The sequence below is a fragment of the Gemmatimonadaceae bacterium genome (assembly GCA_020852815.1).
Lineage (GTDB): Bacteria > Gemmatimonadota > Gemmatimonadetes > Gemmatimonadales > Gemmatimonadaceae > SCN-70-22.
This window is the reverse complement of the sequence record JADZAN010000003.1, coordinates 122,565-142,821: the sequence shown is the minus strand read 5'-3', so window position 1 is coordinate 142,821 and position 20,257 is coordinate 122,565. Positions and strand designations below refer to the sequence as shown.

General features: G+C 68.9%; 11 protein-coding genes. 6 read left to right on the top strand and 5 right to left on the bottom strand.

What is annotated here, in order from left to right:
- Positions 1 to 68 precede the first annotated feature (68 nt).
- Both IT359_03590 and sprA read right to left on the bottom strand, forming a co-directional pair.
- On the bottom strand, positions 69 to 971 hold the full coding sequence (locus IT359_03590; protein MCC6928055.1) for a M28 family peptidase: 903 nt from the start codon (positions 969 to 971) through the stop codon (positions 69 to 71).
- A gap of 62 nt (positions 972 to 1,033) precedes the next feature.
- The gene (sprA, locus tag IT359_03585; GenBank protein MCC6928054.1) at positions 1,034 to 7,132 is read right to left on the bottom strand and encodes a cell surface protein SprA; all 6,099 of its coding nucleotides are present in this window, start codon (positions 7,130 to 7,132) and stop codon (positions 1,034 to 1,036) included.
- 162 nt (positions 7,133 to 7,294) lie between these two features.
- On the opposite strand from sprA, the gene IT359_03580 reads away from it, so the two are divergent.
- From IT359_03580 to IT359_03565, 4 genes are read left to right on the top strand one after another with little or no spacing between them, the layout of a single operon-like run.
- A complete protein-coding gene (locus IT359_03580) occupies positions 7,295 to 9,175 on the top strand; it encodes an LptF/LptG family permease (protein MCC6928053.1) in 1,881 nt (626 codons plus the stop codon).
- The gene (locus tag IT359_03575) at positions 9,172 to 10,263 is read left to right on the top strand and encodes an LptF/LptG family permease (GenBank protein MCC6928052.1); all 1,092 of its coding nucleotides are present in this window, start codon (positions 9,172 to 9,174) and stop codon (positions 10,261 to 10,263) included. The genes IT359_03580 and IT359_03575 overlap by 4 nt, the downstream gene beginning before the upstream one ends.
- Positions 10,260 to 11,114, top strand: coding sequence for an ABC transporter permease (locus tag IT359_03570; GenBank protein ID MCC6928051.1), 855 nt, complete (start codon positions 10,260 to 10,262; stop codon positions 11,112 to 11,114). Before IT359_03575 ends, IT359_03570 begins: the two co-directional genes overlap by 4 nt.
- Positions 11,111 to 11,992, top strand: a complete 882-nt coding sequence (locus tag IT359_03565) for an MCE family protein (protein ID MCC6928050.1) — start codon at positions 11,111 to 11,113, stop codon at positions 11,990 to 11,992. Before IT359_03570 ends, IT359_03565 begins: the two co-directional genes overlap by 4 nt.
- Before the next feature lie 48 nt (positions 11,993 to 12,040).
- Here the strand turns inward: IT359_03565 and IT359_03560 are convergent, their stop codons facing one another.
- The 3 genes from IT359_03560 to IT359_03550 form a co-directional block, all read right to left on the bottom strand.
- Positions 12,041 to 14,071, bottom strand: coding sequence for an alkaline phosphatase family protein (locus tag IT359_03560; GenBank protein ID MCC6928049.1), 2,031 nt, complete (start codon positions 14,069 to 14,071; stop codon positions 12,041 to 12,043).
- Positions 14,072 to 14,186: 115 nt separating this feature from the next.
- Positions 14,187 to 17,312 carry a TonB-dependent receptor gene (locus tag IT359_03555; GenBank protein MCC6928048.1) on the bottom strand — a complete coding sequence of 1,042 codons (3,126 nt, stop codon included), beginning with the start codon at positions 17,310 to 17,312 and terminating at the stop codon, positions 14,187 to 14,189.
- A gap of 193 nt (positions 17,313 to 17,505) precedes the next feature.
- Entirely contained in the window at positions 17,506 to 18,927 is a 1,422-nt protein-coding gene (locus tag IT359_03550; protein ID MCC6928047.1) for an amino acid permease, read from the bottom strand.
- Positions 18,928 to 19,018: 91 nt separating this feature from the next.
- Here IT359_03550 and IT359_03545 point away from each other — a divergent pair, with 91 nt between their 5' ends.
- Both IT359_03545 and IT359_03540 read left to right on the top strand, forming a co-directional pair.
- Entirely contained in the window at positions 19,019 to 19,270 is a 252-nt protein-coding gene (locus tag IT359_03545; GenBank protein MCC6928046.1) for a hypothetical protein, read from the top strand.
- Complete coding sequence (locus IT359_03540; protein MCC6928045.1) at positions 19,267 to 20,223, top strand: protoheme IX farnesyltransferase; 957 nt, start codon at positions 19,267 to 19,269, stop codon at positions 20,221 to 20,223. The genes IT359_03545 and IT359_03540 overlap by 4 nt, the downstream gene beginning before the upstream one ends.
- Positions 20,224 to 20,257 lie beyond the last annotated feature (34 nt).

Below are 20,257 nucleotides of genomic sequence, written 5' to 3'. Positions count from 1 at the left end.
GTCGCCGCCCCCGCGTCAGGCGACGCCCCAACGCCCGGCGAAATCCCGCGCCCCGCGCAGCCGCCCCCTCAGCGCTGCAGCAGCGCCCAGGCCACGTCGCCGACGCGCTTGAGCGAGGCTGCGGAGATCTTGTCGATGGTGTCGTCGGGGGTGTGGTGCCAGGGGTAATCCAGGTCGATGACGTCGATCACGTGCAGCCCCTTCTCGAGGAAGGGGATGTGATCGTCGGTGATGGCCAACCCTTCGGTGGGGAGGAAGGTGTCGCCATGGCCTAACGACCGCGCCGTTTCCCAGACGAGCGTCACGACCTCGGGGGCGGCGCGCAGCGAGTTGGCCTCCTGCTCGATCTTCAGGTCGCGGTCGCCGATCATGTCCCACAGCACGCCGAAGAGCGGCTGATAGCTAGGCTCGGGGAGGTGTTCCACGAAGTAGCGCGAGCCCAGGAGGACGTCGACGTCGGGAGGGCCAAAGTCGCCGTAGTCCTCGCCATCGACGAAGAGGAGGTCGACGCCGATGCGCGGCGGCGAGCGCACGAGGAGGTCGCCTAACGCCACGAGGAGCGCGACGCCGCTGGCCCCGTCGTTGGCGCCGGGCACGGGGAGGCGCTGCCGAGCGGTGTCGCTCGCGCTCTCCGAGCGAGGGCGCGAATCCCAGTGCGTGACATACAGCACGCGCTCGCTCGCGCAGGGATTGAAGCGCGCGATAATGTTGCGCAGGGGGACCCTTCTCCCCGAGGCCGTGACGTGATCCCACCGCTGCTCCACGACGGTGTCGGCGCGCAGGCGCATCTGTGCGGTGATCCAGTCCCCTCCCTTCACCGCCGCCTCGGTGCCGGGAACGCGTGCCCCAAAGGCGAGTTGCGCCTGCACATACGTCATGGCCACCTCGCCGTCGAACGGGCCGGAGGCAAGCTCGCGCGACGACTGCCGCGACTCGCCGCCGCACGCCGCCAGCGCGAGGCACGTTGCCAACGCGAGGCACGTAACCAGCGCCACGCGCGCGCCAGCCACAGCTCTCCTGACGAGCGCTGCCGTCACTTGCTTCCTCCCGAGAAGAATTGCAGCTGGAAGACCGCGGTGATCACGGTCTGCACGAAGCGACGGTTGAAGTTGCGGTCGAAGGTCACCACGCGCGATGCCTGCAGGCTGAACGTCATGTTCTCGGCCACGTCGGTGTCGGCGTTGAAGTTGAAGGCGCGACGCCCGTTGTCGGTGAGGCGCGACAGCGCGCCGACCGCCTGCGCGTTCTCCACGAAGCTCTGCGTGAGCGATTCCTGCCAGGAGATGCGCGTGCGCACGGGACTCTTCACCCGCCACGACTGGGGGAGCGCGAAGGCCTTGCTGACGTCGGCTGCGAGGTCGCTCCCCTTGCGGCGCGCCACCGAACCGGGGAGCGAGTCGACACGACGCGTGATGGCGTAGGTGGCGGAGAGCGAGACATCGCCGTAGGCGGTGACCGCCGTGGCGGTGAACGGGTACGACTCCTGGCGCGACTCGCGCTGCTCGGTGAGGAGGGCGAGGTCGTTGCCGGGGGTGGTCCACGACTGGCGCGAGACGAGGGCGCGCGCGGTGGCGCCCAGCGAACTGAAGACGGCGCCGACGAGCCGGGGGTGACCGCTCCAGCGCAGCGCGACGTCGGGATAGATGAAGGCCTCGCCGGTGACCTGGGTGAGGCCGACTGCCTCACGCCGGCTCCAGTGCCGCGCGTCGGTGCGCTGCAGGCGGTTTGTCAGCGTCAGGCCGCCGGGTATCGCCAGTGCGTTGGCGACGACCAGGTCGCTGCTGGCGCCGGCGCTCGCGGCATTGTGGTCGTCGACGGAGCGGAAGGAATCGATCCCGCCCAACCCGAGCTGGAAACCGAGCCCCGGCGTGACGGGGAGGCCGTCGAAGGAGGAGAGCTGGTTGCGGCTGAAGCTGACGTCGATGGGGCGCAGCACGCCGAAGGCCTTTCGCCAGCGCGACCCTTCGGGGGCGAAGGTGCTGACGGCCAGGAGGGGATCGAGCGTTGTGGCGGCGGTGAGCACCTGCGTGTTGCCCACGCGCCGGCTCAGGTGCGGCGAGGTGAGCGGCCCCAGGCTGTCCTCGATCACCACGGCGCGGTTGTTGGGGTCGCGCAGCATGGTGTACGTCGAAGCCAGCGCGAGGCGCGGTCGCAGCCACCCCTGCGTCACGGGGGAATAGGTCAGCGTTGCCGCCATGGTTCGCTCACGCTCGAGGCCGATGTCCACGCCGCCCAGGCTGGACCGCTCGAGCGTGGCGGCGATCGCGTTGGCGGTGCTGTCGCCGTACTCGCGCAGGTCGTGCACGGTGCTCGCATCCCACCGCGCGGTGACGTTGGGGAGCGGCTGGAACTCGAGCGTGCTCACGGTGCGCCACACGTGCTGTTGTCCGTTCGCCAGGCGCACCGAGTCGCTCCCGGTGACGGCGGGCTTGAGGTACGCGGCGCGCGAGTCCTCGGTGCGCACCAGCGCGCTCGACAGCCGCACCATGGACGGTTGCAGCTGGAACCTCCCGCCGCCGGCACCACCCCAGGGGATGGGAAGCCCCCAGCCGGCGCGCGGCCCCTCGCCGGCGCCGGTCTCGCGCACGGGGAGGCCGCCCATCAATCCTCCGGACGAGAAGTCGAAGCCGACGTTGAGGTCCTTCACGCGTCCGTTCTGGAACTCGGTGCGGTTGCCGACGGCGCTCACGGCGCCGTCGACGATGAGGTTGTTGACGATGGCGCCGAGCCAGCTCCCGGTGAGCGGCGTGGCCCGGCGCGCAGACAGTGTGTAGGTAGTCTGCTGCGCCCTGGGTTGGCGCAACCCGGGGACCGAGGCGCCGGGGATGTCCGAACGGGTGAGGAACTCGGGCGATGCCCCGCTGGCGCGGTGCGCGACGGTGAGCGGGAGGGCGTACCCCCACGACGCGGGAAGGAAGCGGTCCAGGCGCCAGGTGGCGCTCAGGTCGAGGTCGTCGTTGGTGAGGAACGAGGGCGCCTCGTTGATCTGCCGAAAGTTAGGGTCGCGCCGGCGCACCCCCACGCGGAAGGAGCCGAAGTCACCGGCGCTGAGCGTGGCGGTGACCTCGCCGGCGAAACCGGTGGTGTTGACCACGTCGGCGAGCCGGATGTCGTCGGCCCAGAGTTCGAGCGTGTCACCGACGATGGGCGGGTCGATCCCCTTGAGCGAATCGACGCGCACCATCCCCACCGCGAGTTCCTGCACGGCGGCAAGGTTGGGCGGGGTGACGCCCGGATTCACGGTGTAGACGACGTAGCCGTCCTCGCACGCGGCGTACTGTTCGGCGCGCGTCCCCACCGGGACACCGCTGCGGGCAATGAGCGCCGAGTCGAGCGCGGTGCAGCCCAGGAGGTCGCGGCGGTTCTGCAGGAAGGCATTCTGCAGTTTGGCGCGCAGCGCGTAGAACTTGTCGAAGCGGACGCGGACCTCGGGCCCCCAGGCCTCGCGCCCGCTCCCGCTGCGGGCCTCGGTGCGGTACAGGTAGAAGTTGTCGGCATCGCGCCCGATCTTCACGAAGGCCTGCAGGTCGCCGTTTGGCCCCCAGCCACGCCCGCGCCCGCGCACCCACATGCGCAGCTCGCGGTAGCCCATCAGGTTGCGCTGCCCCTCGGGAAACCGGAAGTACGCCTCGGCGCGGGAGCCTAACGGGAGGGCGGTAGCGAGCAGGCGGAGCGAGCGTTCGTTGACTTGCACCTGCTGTGCCCCGAAGACCGACGAGGCCTGGTCGGGGACCTCGCTCACGCCGGGCGGGGAATCGTAGAAGATGCCGCGCGTCGAGTCGCGGTCCTGGGTCCCGATGAGCGAGGCGATGACCGTCCCCCCCGCGAGCGTGGGCTGCGTCCCGGCAATCCCGGACAGCGTGCGGTCGGCGCGCTTGAGCCACGAGGCGCCCACCACGCGCAGCCGCGCGACGGGGGTGAGGGAGAACTGCTGTTCGCCCAGCGTGAGCCCCGAGACCACCGTCAGGCGCAACGCGCGCACGCGGCGAATCAGCGGTCCCCCCGCCGTGGAGTCGTCGGGAGCGTTGAACGGGAGGCGCACCTGCACCCAGCACAGGCGCGACGCCACGGGGACGGCGCCGTTCACGTCGGCAATGCTCACGCCGCACTTCCCCACGCGCGCATAACTCGCCGGACTGCTCAGGTCGACGATGAAGCGCCGCACCCGCTCCAGCTCTCGCTCCTTCGAGGTGAAGTTGAGCGCGTTGTCCTGGTCGATGTCCTCCTCGTCCAGGCGCCCGTTGCGCACGGTGCAGTCGTCCTGCGCATCGCCCAGCGGGCGGCTCACCCCGCGCCCTAACGAGCAGACCGGGACGTCGAACGCGGTGAACGGCGGCGTCCCGCCAAAGACCGTGACCGAGTCGACCACGTCGCCGGGAAGGCCGCGGTCGTTCACGTCGGCGTTGAAGGCGCGCGAGAAGGGATCGCGTTCGCTCCCCAGCCGGTTGTAGCCCTGGATCTTGCGGCCGCGCCACGTCGAGTCGCCCGACTGCACCGAGAGCGTCTCCGGCGCAAAGGTCACCGAGTTCTCCGACACGTCGCCGAAGTCGAGCACGAGCGTCGGGTTCCGCTGACGGCGGATCCCCGCCGTATCCACCAGCGTCCAGAACTCCAACTGCTCGCCGCGCGACAGGTCGATCCCCGCCCCGCCGCCCTGCCCCAGCACGGTGTGGATGGAGCGCCAGCGCCGCCCGTTGGCGCGCTTCCCCGTCTGCCAGCGATAGCGCTCCCCCGCCGCGTCGTACAACCCGCCCACGCCTAACGGGTACATCGTCATCCACAGGATCGGCTCGGCGGCGGTGAACCCCACCCCCGCCAGCGAGGCGTTGGGATCGATGTCGCGGTAGGTGAACTGGATGAGTTTCCCGTCCTTCCCCACGCCGGAGTTCTGGTACGCCAGCGTGGTGGCGCGCGTGGTATCAAAGGTGGACGGATCGAATCGCCCGCCGAGTGCGCGAGCGATGGCCGGCTGGGATGAGTACTGCCACTGCGCCTGCAGGAGGTTGATCGTCGTCCCCCCTTCCCCCTCGAACGACTCGATGTACGCCTGCTGCGAGCTGTTCTGTCGCGGGCGGCTCACCGCGAACTCGGCCTGCACGTCGAGGCGCGGGACTGTTGCGGCTGCCGGCGCGGTCGCCCCCGATCGCGGGAGCGTCCCCAACAGCCGCGCCAGCGACGGGAGCTGCCATCCGTAGTTTGCCGATACCCCCGCCACCACCGACGCCTGCGGCTCGAAGCCCAGCGGCGGGCGGTTGAAGGTGGAGCGCTGCGACTGCGAGATGGCCAGGACGTTCACGCTCCCGCCCCGCAGCGCCCAGGTGGAGCTGAGCCCGAAGATGGAGGTGGGGACGGTGGCGAAGAGCGGGTTCTCCTCGTAGCGCGCCACCACGTGCCGCTCGCGCGCGATGAGTGTGTCCGCCGAGAGGAGCTGCACGCGCCCCAGCTCGTAGTCGATGTCGTAGTCGACTCCCTTGACGAGGAGGCGCCCGTCCATCGTCAGGCGCTCGGAGCCGGGGCGGATCTGCACCGAGTTGAGGGCGATGGTCCCCATCCCCCCGCCGCCATCGGTCTCGTACGCCACGCGCAAGCGGTAGTACGACTGCGGGCGCTGCGGCGAGTACAGGTACTCCGATGGCGTGCGGTAGATCGTGTCGTTGGCCGCCACGACGTCGGGGCTGGCGAGGCCGCGGCGCGCAAACGGCTCCAACGACGGAAAGACGATGAACTGGTCGCGGAAGATCTTCGCGCCCGGCAGGTTGGCCACCAGGAAGTTGGGATCGTTGGGGCGCGGCCAGAGGCGGTTCTCCCAGTCGAAGGTGGTGGGATTGGCCAACTGCGCCAGGCCAAACAGCTGCAAGTACGACGTGGCGCTCCCGCCCGGCGGCTTCTCCTGGTCGGCGTTGGTCCCGGCCACGATGCGCACGCGCACGCTCTCCCGCCGCACGTCCTCGCCCCCCAGGCGATACACGTTGCGGATTTCGCGACGGAAGGCGGGGTGATCGGGCGTGACCTGCGGATCCCAGAGGAGGTTGGCGTACTGCGCTCGCTCGGTGGTGTACTCCAGGTCGGGGGTCCCGCCGATGTCGGCGATGACCGTATCGCGCCCGGCCACGCGCATGGCGTAGGCCACGACGAGCCGCTCGTTGTTGAGCGCCAGCGGGCGCACCAGGGCGAGCCAGAGGAGCGACGGGTCGACGTAGTAGTCGACGTTCTCCCGCAGGAGTTCATACACCTGCCCGGGGCGCGACAGCGGATCGCCCAGCAGCTGGAAGCGCGGGCCGTTGGGATTGGGCGGCTGTCCGCCGAGGATGAGGCGGTAGACGAGGAGTCGCGCCGGCCGCACCGCTGGCGGGAGCGCCGCCGCCAGCCGTTGCATCTGGCGAGCGTCGAGGATGTCGATGTTGGGGTACGCCGCGCCGAACTTCTGCGGGTCGACGGTCCAGAAGAAGCGCCGCGGCTCGATCTGGTGATCCTCGATCTCGCGCTCCTGCGCCTGCGTGGTGCGGCGGCCAATGGTGAACGACTGGTCGCGCACCACGTTCCCCTTCTGCTGCGCGGCGATCGCCGTCAGCTGCATGTTGCCGAACCGGCCGATGGCCTGCACGCCGAAGTTGCCGCTGGGAATGCCCGCCGAGATGAAGCGCGACGCCGGCGCGTTGAACGAGACGTTGCCGACCTCGAGGCGTTGCAGCCGCGACGTGGGACGCCCGGTGTAAGCGATCGAGATCTGGTTGGAGCCGTCGAATTCGCGCTGCGTGTCGTAGTCCACGTCCAGCGCCACGCGATCGCCGATCCCCCCGTTGGACTTGAGCCCGAACTGCGCCTCGAACGCCGGGGTGAAGGCCGAACGGCAGGTGTAGCCCACGGAGAAGAGCGCGCTCGCCGCGCACCGCTCGTTCTGCGTCCGCTCGGCCTTGGCCTCGAGGCGGGCGGTGAGCGAGAGGTCCAGGTCGGACGCCGACTTGAGGAGCGGGCGCAAGCGATCGGGGAGCGAATCGCGGGCGGCCGCCGTATCGCCCTTGGCGCGCCCACGCAGCGTATCGCGCGCGCTCGCCGTGACGCGCGCGGAATCACGCCGCGGCGACTGGGAATGCCCCTCCCGCCCCCACGCCAGGGCGGCGAGGAGTACCACGGGGGGAAGCCAGGCAATCGGCGCAGAACGCACCAACCGCGGGGCGCAGGGTATCAGCCGGTCGTTCCTCCGTCCTGAGCCAAGCTCTGCGGGGATGGCGGGGGGCTATATTACGCCGACTATGGTTACGACGGGAACAGGGGGGCGTTTGGAGCAGGCGTCGTGAAGATAATCCACAAGTACGTCCTTCGAGAGCATGCCGGGCCGCTGGTCTTTGCCCTCTCGGCGCTCACGTCCCTCATGCTGCTGAACTATGTGGCCAAGCAGTTGGGGAACCTCGTGGGCAAGGGCTTGCCGTGGAACGTGATCCTCGAGTTCTTCGCCCTCTCGCTCCCCTTCACCGTCGCCATGACGCTGCCCATGGCCGTCCTGGTCTCGGTGTTGTACGCCTTCTCGCGCCTGGCCTCGGAGAACGAGATCACCGCGCTCAAGGCCAACGGGGTGAGCATGGGGCGGCTCCTCGTCCCCGTGGTGATCGCCGGCGCGCTGCTCTCGATCTCGATGGTCGCCTTCAACGACCAGGTCCTCCCGCGCACCAACCACCGCCTCCGCACGCTCCAGGGCGACATCGCGCGCAAGAAGCCGACGTTCGCCATCAAGGAACAGATCATCAACGAAGTGGCGCCCAACCGCTACTTCCTGCGCACCATCCACCTCGACCGCGAGACCAACGGGCTGCGCGAGGTCACCATCTACGACCTGAGCGACCCGATGCGCCGGCGCACCATCTACGCCGACAGCGGCGTCATGGCGTTCGCCGACGGCGGTTCCGATCTCGAGCTGACGTTGTACTCGGGGTTCATGCAGGAGGTGCCGAAGGAGACGCCGTCGCAGCTGCAGCGCCTCTATTTCAAGGTCGACCTGATTCGCGTGGCTGGTGTGGCCAACGCCTTCTCGCGCGACTCGAACGACACGTACAAGAGCGATCGCGAGATGTCGGTCTGCGAGCTGCAATCCGAGGTGTCGCGCTACGAGCGCGACTTCTTCCGCTCGCTCGACGACTACAAGCGCGCCGACTCGGCGTTCAAGAAGGACCCCAAGGGGACGGTCGTGATCAACCTCATCTCGCCGATGAGCGTTCCCGGAGCCACGAAGGAGCGCTCGCGCGTCAGGTCGCTGGGGCGCAGCTACTGCGATGCCATGGCCGCGCTGCAGCGCGTGTCGGCCAAGGGGATGCGCATGGCCGGGGCGTGGCGACCGCTCCCGAAGGCTGTCGAGTTCCTGGCGCCGCGCCAGCTACTGGCGGCCACCGTGCAGGGGCAACAGCAGCAACAGCAGCAGCAACAGCAGCAGCAACAGCAGCAACAACCCCCGCCCAAGCCCAAGGTCGACACGGTGCGCGCGGGGCGCGATTCGGTGAAGCGCGATTCACTGCGGCGCGATTCGGTGACGAAGACGGGCGCGACAGATTCGGTGCAAGCGCCACCGGTGGTCGAGATGGATCCCGCCGCGCGGATGATCGACTCGTTGCGGCGTCGCGATGAGGAGTTGCTGCGGCGTGGGGCTGGGGGAGCGCAGCCGGATTCGGCAGCCGCGGCCGCCGCGGCGGCTGGTGTCCCTCCCAACTCGGGGAATCCCATGCTCGCCCCGTCGGCGGGGGGTGGCGCCATGCCGCAGCCGGCAGCGATGGCGATGGAGACGGCGCGCTCGCAGATGCTCACCGCGCGCGAGCAGATGAATCAGTTCGCGGTGGAGATCCAGAAGAAGTTCGCGATCTCGATGGCGTGCGTGATCTTCGTCCTGCTGGGGGCGCCGATCGCGCTCCGCTTTCCGCGCGGCGGTGTGGGGCTGGTGATCGGGGTGAGCCTCGGCGTCTTTGGGCTGTACTATGTGGGGCTCATTGCCGGCGAGGCGCTGGCCGACCGGGCCATCCTGACGCCGTTCTGGGCCATGTGGTCGGCCAACATCCTCTTCTTCCTCGTGGCGGTGGTCCTCCTGTCACGCATGGGGCGCGAGACGGCGACGTCGCGCGGCGGTGACCTGTCCGAGCTGTTCGAGGCGATGCGCGGTCTCTTCCGGCGCCGCCGGGGCGAGGCCGCATGATGCGCTGGTTCCTGCGCCCGCTCGACGGCTACGTGATGGGTGAATGGACGAAGATCTTCTTCAGCACGGCGTTAGGCTTCCCGCTCATCGTCACGATCTTCGACCTCACGGACAACATCGACAAGTACCTCAACCGCAATCTCACGCCCAATGCGATTGCGCTGAGCTACCTGTACTGGATTCCCGACAACATGTTCATGGTGTTGCCGGCGGCCGTGCTCTTTGCCACGGTTTTCTCCATCGGCGCCTTCACGCGCCACAGCGAGATTACCGCGGCCAAGGCCTCGGGGATCTCGTTCCACCGACTCGTCATCCCCATCCTGGCAGGGTCGGTCGTGGCCGCCGCGATGGCGCTGGGGTTGGGCGAGCTGGCGCCGAGCACCAACAAGACGCGCAGCGAGCTGCTGCAGGAAACGCGCTTCACCAACGGCAACGAGCGCTTCAACTTCACCTTTGCCGCCGAGCTGGGGCGCGTGTACAAGGCGTCGCTCCTCAACGTGGAGCGCGCGTACATGGAAGGGGTGGAGATCGAGCGCAAGGGGAACGAGGGGTCCGACAAGTACCCGACCTACATCGTCGCAGCGCGCGAGGCCAACTACAAGCCGGTGGGGTGGGCGCTCAAGGACGGGACGATGCACGTCGTCACGGGGGCTGGGCGCAACGTCTCCTTCAAGTTCGACTCGCTGCGCGACCGGCACATGGCCGAGTCGCCGGTGCAGCTCATGGCCTCGTCCAAGGCGCCGAGCGACATGGGATATGAGGAACTTGGGCGCTACATCCAGGCGTTGGAACGCTCGGGGAGCGACGTCAACGTCCTCCGCGTCGACCGGGCGCTCAAGCTCGCGATCCCGGTCACCTGCCTCATCATCGCGCTCTTCGGCGCACCGCTCGCCACCAGCAACCAGCGCGGCGGGGCGGCGTACGGCATTGGCCTCTCGCTCGGCACCACGGTCGTCTTCCTCATCATGATCCAGCTCACCAAGGCGGTCGGCGGCAAGGGCGTCTTCTCCCCCGAGATGGCGGCGTGGGTACCCAACGTCGTCTTCGGGATCCTCGGCCTCATCATGCTGGCGAGGGTGCGCACGTGATCACGTCGCCCATGCACGGGACGCACCGCCACACGGCGGAATTCCCGGTGGTGCAGCGGACGGGGATCAGGTTCTTCCGCTCCGTCGGGCACGTGGGGATGGAGGCGATGGCGGACCTGGGCGAGCGCGTGTACTTCCTGCGCGACGTGCTGCGGGCCTTCGCGAATGAGTGGCGGACCTACCTCCCGCTGACGGCGGCGCAGATGCGGCGCATCGGCGTCGACTCGCTCCCGCTCACCGCCATCGTCGCCGCCTTCATCGGGTCGGTCATCGCGCTGCAGACGCGGTACCAGCTCTTTCCCGGCGTGCAGCTGTCGGTGGTGGGGCTCATCTCGCGGCAGATGATCATCCTCGAGCTGGGGCCGCTCCTCACCGGGCTGGTCCTCACCGGGCGCGTGGGGGCGCGCATGACGGCGGAGATCGGGACGATGCGCGTCACCGAGCAGATCGACGCGCTGGAGACACTGTCGTACGATCCCGTGGCGTACCTCGTGGTCCCGCGCGTGATCGCGGCAACGCTGATGCTCCCGTTCCTCGTGATCTTTGCCAACGCCATCGGCGTGACCACGGCGGCCTTCACGGCGATGACCGCCACCGACGTCACGTGGCAGCAGTTCTCCGAAGGGCTGCGGATGTCGTACACGTTCTTCCAGATCGGCTACTCGTTGATCAAGGCCACGATCTTCGGGACGGCCATCGCCTTTCTCTGCTCGTTCGAGGGCTACATCACCGATGTCGGCGCCGAGGGGGTGGGGCGCTCGACCGCGAAGGCGGTCGTCGTCACCTCGGTCGCCATCCTGGTCCTCGACGCACTGACGGCCTCACTCCTCGCCAACCAGCTCCAGGGATGAAACGGCGCGACGAAGTACTCGTGGGCATCTTCACCACGGCGGCCATCGCCGTGATCATCGTGGGCGCGCTCTGGCTGGCGCGCGGCGGCCTGTCGTCGGGGTATCCGCTCTACTCCCGCTTTCCGTGGGGATCGGGGCTCAAGCAGGGGCAGCCGGTCTGGCTGGCCGGGGTCACCGCCGGATTTGTGGACGATGTGGACCTGGACCCCAACGGCACCGTCGTGGTGACGTATCGCCTGCGCAAGGAGTACAAGGTCCCCAAGGGGACCAAGGCGACGGTGGTCGCCAACGGCTTCTTTGGCGACATGGCGATTGCCCTCACGCCGGACGGCGCCACGACCGAGGCGTTCGCGCCGGGTGACACGATCCCGTTAGGCATTGCGCCCACGGGGCTCGCCGCGCTCACCGCCCGCGCCGACACCATCACCAACGGCGTCAACGTCCTCCTGGGGAACGCGCGCATGGAGATGGTGGACTCGGGCGGGATTCGCGAAATGCGGCAGGCGCTGGCGGCGACCAACCGGCTGGTGGTGCAGCTGGCGCAGATCGCCGCGTTGCAGTCGCGCGAGCTGCAATCGACGCTGGTCACGGTGCGCTCGCGCGCCGCCGCCATCGACTCGCTGCAGGTCGATTCGACGGTGCGCTCGCTGCGTGCCGCTTCGGCAAACATGGCAACGCTCACCGGCGAGCTGAAGTCGACCACCGACCGCCTCAACACGGTTCTTGGCAAGGTCGAGAAGGGCGACGGCACGGCGGCAATGCTGCTCAACGACCCTGGGCTCTACCAGGACCTGCGCCGCGTGCTGACGCGCATGGACTCGCTCACCGCCGACTTCAAGAAGAACCCGAAGCGCTACATCAACCTCGAGATCTTCTAGGCGCAGCTGCAACGCTCGGGCGCTCTCGCGCCTGCCTGTTGCTCGTGTTCACCGGTCGGCGACGCCGAGCCAGCGGCGCACCGCGGGCGACACATCGGTGAGGCGCGCCGGCGCGCCGTGCGACGCGCCCTCGCCCGGCATCCACTGACAGAAGACGGTCTGCATGTCGGCGGCGGTGGACGGGTAGCCGTGCGTCCCCACCGGGCGCTTCGCGTCGAACACCACGCTCCCCGTGGCCTGGGCGTTCCACGACAAGCCGTCGGCGACTTCGTAGTAGATGTCGCCTCCGGCCGCCCCGCCAATCCCCAGCGCTTCTGCGCCGACATCCGCCGCGTCGAAGACGCGCGTCACCACCGCCCGCCCCCACTCGTCGCGCGCCGCCCATAGCGCGCGCCGCACCGCCCCCTTCACCGCCGCCACCGAGTCCGCCGGCACGATCCCACCCCGCCGCCCCACGCGGTTCACCGAGATCCAGTAGCCGTTAGGCGACGCCGCCACCGTGCGCGAGAGGTCGATGCGCCCCGCCCCATCCACCGCCAGCAACCCCGCCTCGCGCAGCGCAACGTTTGGGCGAAAGAGGCGCCAGGTGGCGCGCATCCCGTGGTCGCCGGTCACGAAGAGGCGCGTCCCCGGCGTGCGCCGCACCAACTGCATCAGCGCCGTCAGCCGCATGTCGACCAGTTCCCACAGCCGAGCGCGCACCGCGGCCGCGCGCCGCGCCACCAGGGTGTCGTGCGCCGGCACGCGTGGATCCACCAGCCCCCACAACGTGTGGTCGGTGTCGTCGCCCAGCGGGAAGTAGTCCAGCATGAGGCGTGGCTTGCGGGTGCTCCACCCCCACGCCGCCCCCTCCATGAAGGTGCGCGTGAGCAACTCGGCGCTCTCCAGCCAGCGCAGCTCGGCCTTGCCGTCGCCGCTCTCGGCCAGCGTGGGCCCCAGCAGCCCAGCCTCCCACATCCAGGCCGCCGAGTTCCCCACCCAACCGGGGTTGGCCGCGTCGTAGGCGTTGTTGACGTCCACACGGTTGGCCTCCGGCAGCTGCACGCCGGGGACGAAGAGCGTGAACGACGTGTCGCGCGCCGAGAGCGAGAAGAGGCGCAGGCGCATCGAGGCACGCTCGCCGGTCGGCAGTTGCAAGGTGAGCGGCGCCGAGAAGTGGCGCGCCAGCGCTCGACCGCGCGGCGGCTCGCGCTCCTCCGCGTGCGGCGTCACGCGCACCGCCTGCGCCAGCGAGCGCTCGAAGGCGGCGAAGAGCTGTGCCGTGTCGGCCGCCGGCCACAGGCGCAGCAACACGTGGAAGCGCCGCTCCCGCGCCGCGGGGTCCTCTTCCGAGAGCGGGACGCTGAACTCGAGCGCGACTTCGCCCGGCGTGGCGCGCCAAGCACCCCACCCGCGCGCTTCCGTCAGCTGCACGTCGCGCCGCGTGAGGAGGCGCATCGAGAACAGCGTGCGGTTGTAGCCGTTGAGCACCCCCAGCCGCTCACTGGCCAACGCGGCCACGGCGCGCGCGCGTGCCGCCGCGAAGGTGTCGGCCGGCTCGCCATCGTTTGTGCGGTAGCCGGGAACGCCCGGCGCCTGCGTCACGTGATGCCCGAAGACGGTGAGCCCAGCCGACGCCGCGGTGATCCAGATCGGCTCGGCGCGCAGCCCCTCGACCGTGAAGCCGTTCGCCGTCTCCAGGATCGTGTGCTGCGACGCCGGTAGGCGCAGGTGCGCGTTGGCGCTGATGCCGTGCGTGGCGCCGTACGTCCCCGTCCAGATGGACGCGTGGCCGGCAGCCGTCACGCTCGGGAAGTGCGGCTGCGCCGACGCCGCGCACGCTCCCTCGCGAAAGAGCGCGCGGATGGCCGGGATGCGCGTCGAGTCGATGGTCTCCACCACGCGCCGCTCGTTGAAGGCATCGAACGAGACGACGATGGCGCGCCGGGTCGCTCCCGCGCCCGCGTTGGCAGCGGCGACGGACGACGACGGCGCCGGCGCGCGCGTCGCACTCCCGCGCGCACACCCGACGAGTGAGATGATCGCGAGCGCCGACGCGAGCGCGCGTGCGAGCGCCCGCGCGAACACGCGCGCGGACACGGGGCGGGGACGCAAATGGGAAAGGAAGTTCTCGTGCATGCCATAAACAAAGCGAAACGGGCCCGGTCTCGCGACCGGGCCCGCCTCGATCAGTTCGTCAGGAGCCGCCCGCCACTCAGAACGAGTAGCGGAGCTGCGCCTGGACCTGGTAGTTGGACCGGATGTTCTGCGCGTTCCACTTCTGGAAGTTCGGATCGAACTGGAAGATCGGGATCGCCCCGGCGTTCAGGTTCCCCGTCGTCTTCGTCCCGTAGGTCAGGAGCGTCTGCGAGCCGAAGGCCGCCGTGTTCACCTGCCCCCAATCCTTGTTGAGGAAGTTGGCGAAGTTGAACACGTCGAGCTGGAACGAGACGTTCTGCATCCCCATCGTCTTGAGCGACTGGCGCAGCGACAGGTTGATCGTGTTCGACCACGGCGCGTTGCACTCGTTGCGCGGAGCGAACGTGCCACGGTTGTTCTTCAGGCAGTCCATCGAGTTGATGAACTTGTCGAACGCCGCCGCCTGCTCGGCCGCCGTCACCACCGTCGACGTCCCGGACCGCGTGAAGTTGCGGAACTGGATCTCGGTCGGGTCGGTCGAGCTCTTCGGGATGTAGATCGGGTCGTTCTGGTTGAAGCCGTCGCCGTTCACGTCGCCGTTCACCGTGTAGGTGAAGGCGGCACCGGTCTCGCCAACATAGGTCAGCGTGACGTCGGTCCTGGTCTTGAACGCGTACGAGAACTGGCCGACGAGGCGATGCGGCTGGCGGAAGACGGAATAGCCGAGCGTCGCCTCATCCTGGCGCGTCGCCACCGGGCGGCCGAACTGGTACTGCGAGTTGGCGGTCGACGAGGTGAGCGACTGCACGTCACGCGCGTCCGAGTAGGTGTAGAAGAGCGACCCCTCGAAGTTGTTGCGCCAGCGGCGCGCGAGCCCCGCGGTGAGCGAGTACGAGTAGTCCTTCGACTGGTTGGTGACGTCGAGGACCGCCGTGCGCCCGGTGACCTTGAGGACCGGGGCGTTCGGGTTGGGTCCGTACATCACGCGCCCCTTGTAGTCGGTCCCCTGCGGGCCGGCCAGGGCGATGTTCTGGTAGAACAGGTTGTTCACGCCCCTGGTGTACATCGCCTCGAGCGTCCCGACAAAGCCGTTCCACAGCGCGCGGTCGTAGCCTAACGTGGCGCGCATGTTCTGGGGGAACTTGAGGTCCTTGTTCAGCAGGTTGATCTCGGCGCCGGCCGACGCCGTCGTCCCGTTGGCGCACGCCGTGGGCGCGGTGGTGATGGCCGCCGTCGTGATGCGCGGCGCCGCCAGGTTGTTGCAGGTGAGCTGCGCCACGCCCGAGAGCCCGGAGTTCTGGAAGGCGTTGGCCAGCCAGACGTACGCCGGGCGCCCCGTGAAGAGGCCGATCCCGCCGCGCACCTGGTTCCTCTGGTTGCCGGTCACGTCCCAGTTGAAGCCGAGGCGCGGCGACCACTGGATGTTCCCCGTGGGCACTTCCGACGTGTTGCGACCAAAGCCGCACGTGGCCGACGGGTTCCCCGAACCGGCGCAGATCGGCAGCGCGATCGTCGGGTTCTGCGGCGGCTTGTCCGCAAAGACCGGCATGTCGGCGCGCAGGCCAACCGAGAGGTTGAACGTCGGCGAGACGGTCCACTCGTCCTGCGCATAGAAGGCGTGCTGGCGCGCATTGAAGCGCACGGCGCCGTCGCCCGACACCGGGACACCCACCGCGTACTGGCGCGGCGCGCCGAGTTCGAGCGAGTCGATGGTCCCGAAGATCCATCTCCCAAAGCCCTGCTGCTGGAAGAGGTTGCGGACCTTGTAGAACTGGTTCTGCGTTCCGACCGTAAGGCGGTGCGCCGTGCCGAGCGGGATCGAGTAGTTGTCGGTGATCTCGAGAACATCCTGGTCCAGCTCGTTGCGGTGCGACGAACGCTCACCGCCACCCACCAGCAGGCCGACCGGGGTGTTCACCTCGATCTGCGCGAAGGCGATGTTGGGCTTGCGGCGGTCGCGGATGCTGTTGCTGCTGACGAGGAGTTCGTTGAAGGCACCGCTGGCGAAGTTGGTGCGCAGCTGCGCCGCCGTCGAGTTGGACTTCGACGTGAAGTAGTAGCCGTTGTTGTCGAGGTTGAACGTCGACGTCGTCCGGCTGAAGATGTTGTCCTCGGCCTGCGCGTAGTTGTGGCGCAGCACGAGCGAGGTGTTGCTCGTGAGGTTGAAGTCGAGGCGGGCAAAGAGGTTCGTCAGCGGGTTGTCGTTGTTCACCGCCGCGCCGGAGCCGGCCGGAACCCCGTACTTCGTGAGCGCCGCGTTGAAGCGGTCAATCAGCGCCTGCGACACGTTGGACGACGACGTCCCCGAGCTCCCGATGAACGGGCCGCCCGCGGGAACGGTGCGCTGCTGGAACTCCGGGTTGAGGAAGAACAGGACCTTGTTCTTCACGATCGGGCCGCCAACGGCGAAGCCGTATTGCGACTGCTTGAAGTCGGTGAGGTACGGCTGCGAACGCGTGAGGCTCTGGTTGCGCGTCACGCCGTAGACCGAGCCGTGGAACTCGTTGGTCCCGCCCTTGGTCACCGCGTTGATCAGCGCGCCGGAAAAGTTCCCCTGGCGCACGTCGTACGGCGAGAGCAGCACCTGGTACTCCTTCACCGCCTCGATGGAGATCGACTTGCCGCCAGCCTGTCCGCCCGGCTGCCCGGTGGAACCGAGGCCGAAGAGGTCCGACGAAACAGCGCCGTCGATCTGGATGTTGTTGAAGCGGTTGTTGGTGCCGCCGCCCGAGAGCCCTGGCCCCGAGTTGGAGACCTGCGGGGTGAGCGCGACGAAGTCGGTGAAGTTGCGGTTGAGCGACGGCAGGCGGCGAAGCGCCGAGTCGCCCACCGTGGTGCTCGCGCCGGTGCGCGTGGGGGAGATGAGGGCGTTGGTCTCGGAGACGATCGTCACCGCCTCGAGCTGCGTGGCCTGGTGCTCGATCTGGATGTCGGCCTTGGTGGTCTGGCCTAACGAGACGACGACGTTGTCGAGCGTCTTGGGGCGGAAGCCGATGCGGCGCGCCGTCACGGAGTACTGGGCGCCCACTTCGAGTCCCTGGATCACGTAGCGCCCGCTGGCGCCCGTGAGGGCGCCGCGCGTGAGCCCGGTCGCCTTGTTGATCATCTGGATCTGGACCGCCTCGACCGGGTTCCCGGTTTCATCGGTCACGACGCCGGTAATGGCGCCGGTCGTAACCTGGGCACTCGCACGAGCGGACACCGCGAGCACTGCGGCGAGGGCGAGAGCGAGGGCCCGTGTCAGACGAGTCATGTGCATGGTTCGTCGTGTGAGGAGTAAGAACTGACACACCCGAATTGGTCGCGGGCATGGTTCGGGGTGGTCCGCGCGTCACCCGAGGGACAAGCTAGGGCGCCCGCCAGCAGCGACGCACGCACCAAATGTAAACGCTCCGTCACGTCGCCCGCGCCCCGGAACGTGGTGTCCGGAAGAACACCATCCAGACCGGGACCCCGGCGAGCAGGACCGCGTAAATCCCCGCCACCCACGGGCGGCTTCCCGCATCCAGCAGGGCGTTCACCAGCAGGATCACGACCGAGGCGAGAAAGACGGCCGGGACGACCGGATAGCCGGGGGTCTTGAACTGCGGGACATACCCCGGACGCGCGCGCAGGCGGTACACCGCCGCCACCCCCAGCGCGTAGAAGGGGAGCATCGCGATCACGAAGGTGTCGGCCAGCTTCTCGAAGGTGAGAAAGAGGACGTACACCAGCCCGAGCAGCGCCACCAGCGAGATGGCGACATAGGGCGTCTTGTATTTCGGGTGCACCGCCGCCACCGGCTTGAACAGCATCCCGTCGTCGGCCATGGCGAACAAGACGCGCGGCGACGTGAGCAGGACGGCGCTCAGCGTCCCAAAGGTCGACAGCATCACGGTCACCGAGACGAGCACCACGCCGGGGCGCCCCAGCACCACCTGCGCCACGTCGGCGGCCACCAGCTTGGAGGTGCGGATCTGCTCCACCGGGAGCACCGCGAGATACGCCAGGTTCGCCAGGCAGTAGATCACGATCACCGCCATCGTCCCGCCGATGAGCGCGCGCGGCAGGTTGCGCTGCGGGTCCTTCACCTCGCCCGCCACGTACGACACATCGCCCCAGCCGTCGTACGCCCACAGCGTCGAGACGAGCGCCAGCCCCGCGCTCGCCGGGACGAAGCTCCCCTCGGGGACGAGCGGGGTGAAGTGGCCGCCGGTCTGTGGAATGCCTAACGCCAGCGCCACGACGACGATGAAGGCCAGCCCGCCGAACTTGGCCACCGTCGTGATGTTGGTGATCAGCGTCCCCCAGCGCACGCCGACGATGTTGAGCACGGCCGTGAAGGCAATCGCCCCCGCCGCCACGAAGCGCGCGTACTGGTCGTACGGCGCCACCGTCGGGTCGAATCCGATCACCCGCATGAAGTACTCGGCGAACGTGATGGCGATCGCGCCTAACGCGGCGGCGCGCACCACCGTCAGTTGCCCCCAGCCGAAGAGGAAGGCATAGAGCCGCCCCCATCCCTCGCGCAAGAAGGCGTAGAAGCCACCGGTCTGCGGGATGTACGACGCCACCTCGGCCAGCGTCAGCGCACCGCACATCGCAAAGACGCCTCCCACCACCCAGACCGAGAGAAGGGGGAGCGGGCCGGGGATCTTGTCGGCGATCCCGGCCGGCGACCGGAAGATCCCCGAACCGATCGTCGACCCGATGCACACCGCCACCGCGCTCCAGAGCCCGATGCGGCGCGGGAGCCCGCCGCCCGATGGCGTTGCGTTGGACGATGCGGCGCTTGCGGCGCCGCCTGTTGTCGAGCCTGCGGAGGGGGGTGTCGGCATGGTCGGCAATGCTACCCCGGCGCGGCGTATTCGGCGAGTGGTTGAATCGCGACTGACGCGCGGCCACCTTTCGCCCGTGACTCACACCGCCATGTCCGACCTGTTCTTCTGGGTAGCGACCGCGATCTGCGCCGTCGCGCAGGTGGCGGTGGTGCGCGCCGCGCTCGCCGGCCGAACGCCCGGGGCATCGTCGTCGGCCGTGGCCCGCACGCGCGAGTTTTTCTGGGTCATTCTCCCCGCGGCGCTCCTCGCGTTGCTCCTGCTCTGGACCTGGCGCTCCCTCCCCGCGCGCGCCCTCGAGCCGAACACCCCCGCCGCCTCCGCAGGGCTGCACGCATCATGAGCGGGACGCTCTCCTCGCCGGCGTCGACGCCGGCTTCGTCGTCGGCATCGACGCCTGTGGTGCCAGACCGCCCAGTATCGCCGGTGCGCGACTTCGTCTCGCTCACCAAGCCGCGCATCATCTCGCTCCTCCTCGTCACAACCGTCGCCCCGATGTACGTCGCCGGGTCGCCGTCGTGGCTCCAGGTCCTGATCGTCTCGATTGGCGGCTACCTGATGGCGGGGGGCGCCAACGCGGTGAACATGTACATGGACCGCGACATCGACGACGTCATGTCGCGCACGCGTCTGCGCCCCATCCCGTCGGGGCGCATGCACGCCATCTCGGTGCTCGCCTTTGGCGTGGCGCTGGCCGTCTTCGCCACCTGGCTGCTGGGGCACTTCGTCAACGTCCTCACGGCGGCGCTGGCGTTAGGCGGCTTCTACTTCTACGTCTTCATCTATACGCGCTGGCTCAAGCGCACGTCGCCGCAGAACATCGTGATTGGCGGCGCGGCGGGCGCCTTCCCGCCGCTGGTGGGGTGGGCGGCGGTCACGGGGAGCGTCGATCTCCTGGCGCTGTACCTCTTCCTCATCGTCTTCTACTGGACGCCGCCTCACTTCTGGGCGCTGGCGCTCCTAAAGCAGAAGGACTACGGCAAGGCGGGGGTCCCCATGGCCCCCCTCCTCTGGGGCGAGCGCGAAACGATGAACCAGATGCTCTGGTACACGCTCATCCTCGTCCCGCTCACGATCCTCCCGGTCGCCTTCGGCGCCTTTGGCCTCCCGTACCTGGCCTGCGCCGTCGTGCTGGGCGCGCTCCTGCTCCACGGCGTCCTGCGCATTCGGCGCGAGGCCGTCTGGACCAAGGCGGCGTGGTGGACGTACAAGTATTCGTTGCTGTACCTCGCGCTCCTCTTCGTCGCGATGGTGCTGGACCGGCGGCTCGCCGCACCCCTCACGGGCGCGAACTGATCGCCAGCACGCACGCGACGCCCCCCCGCACGCG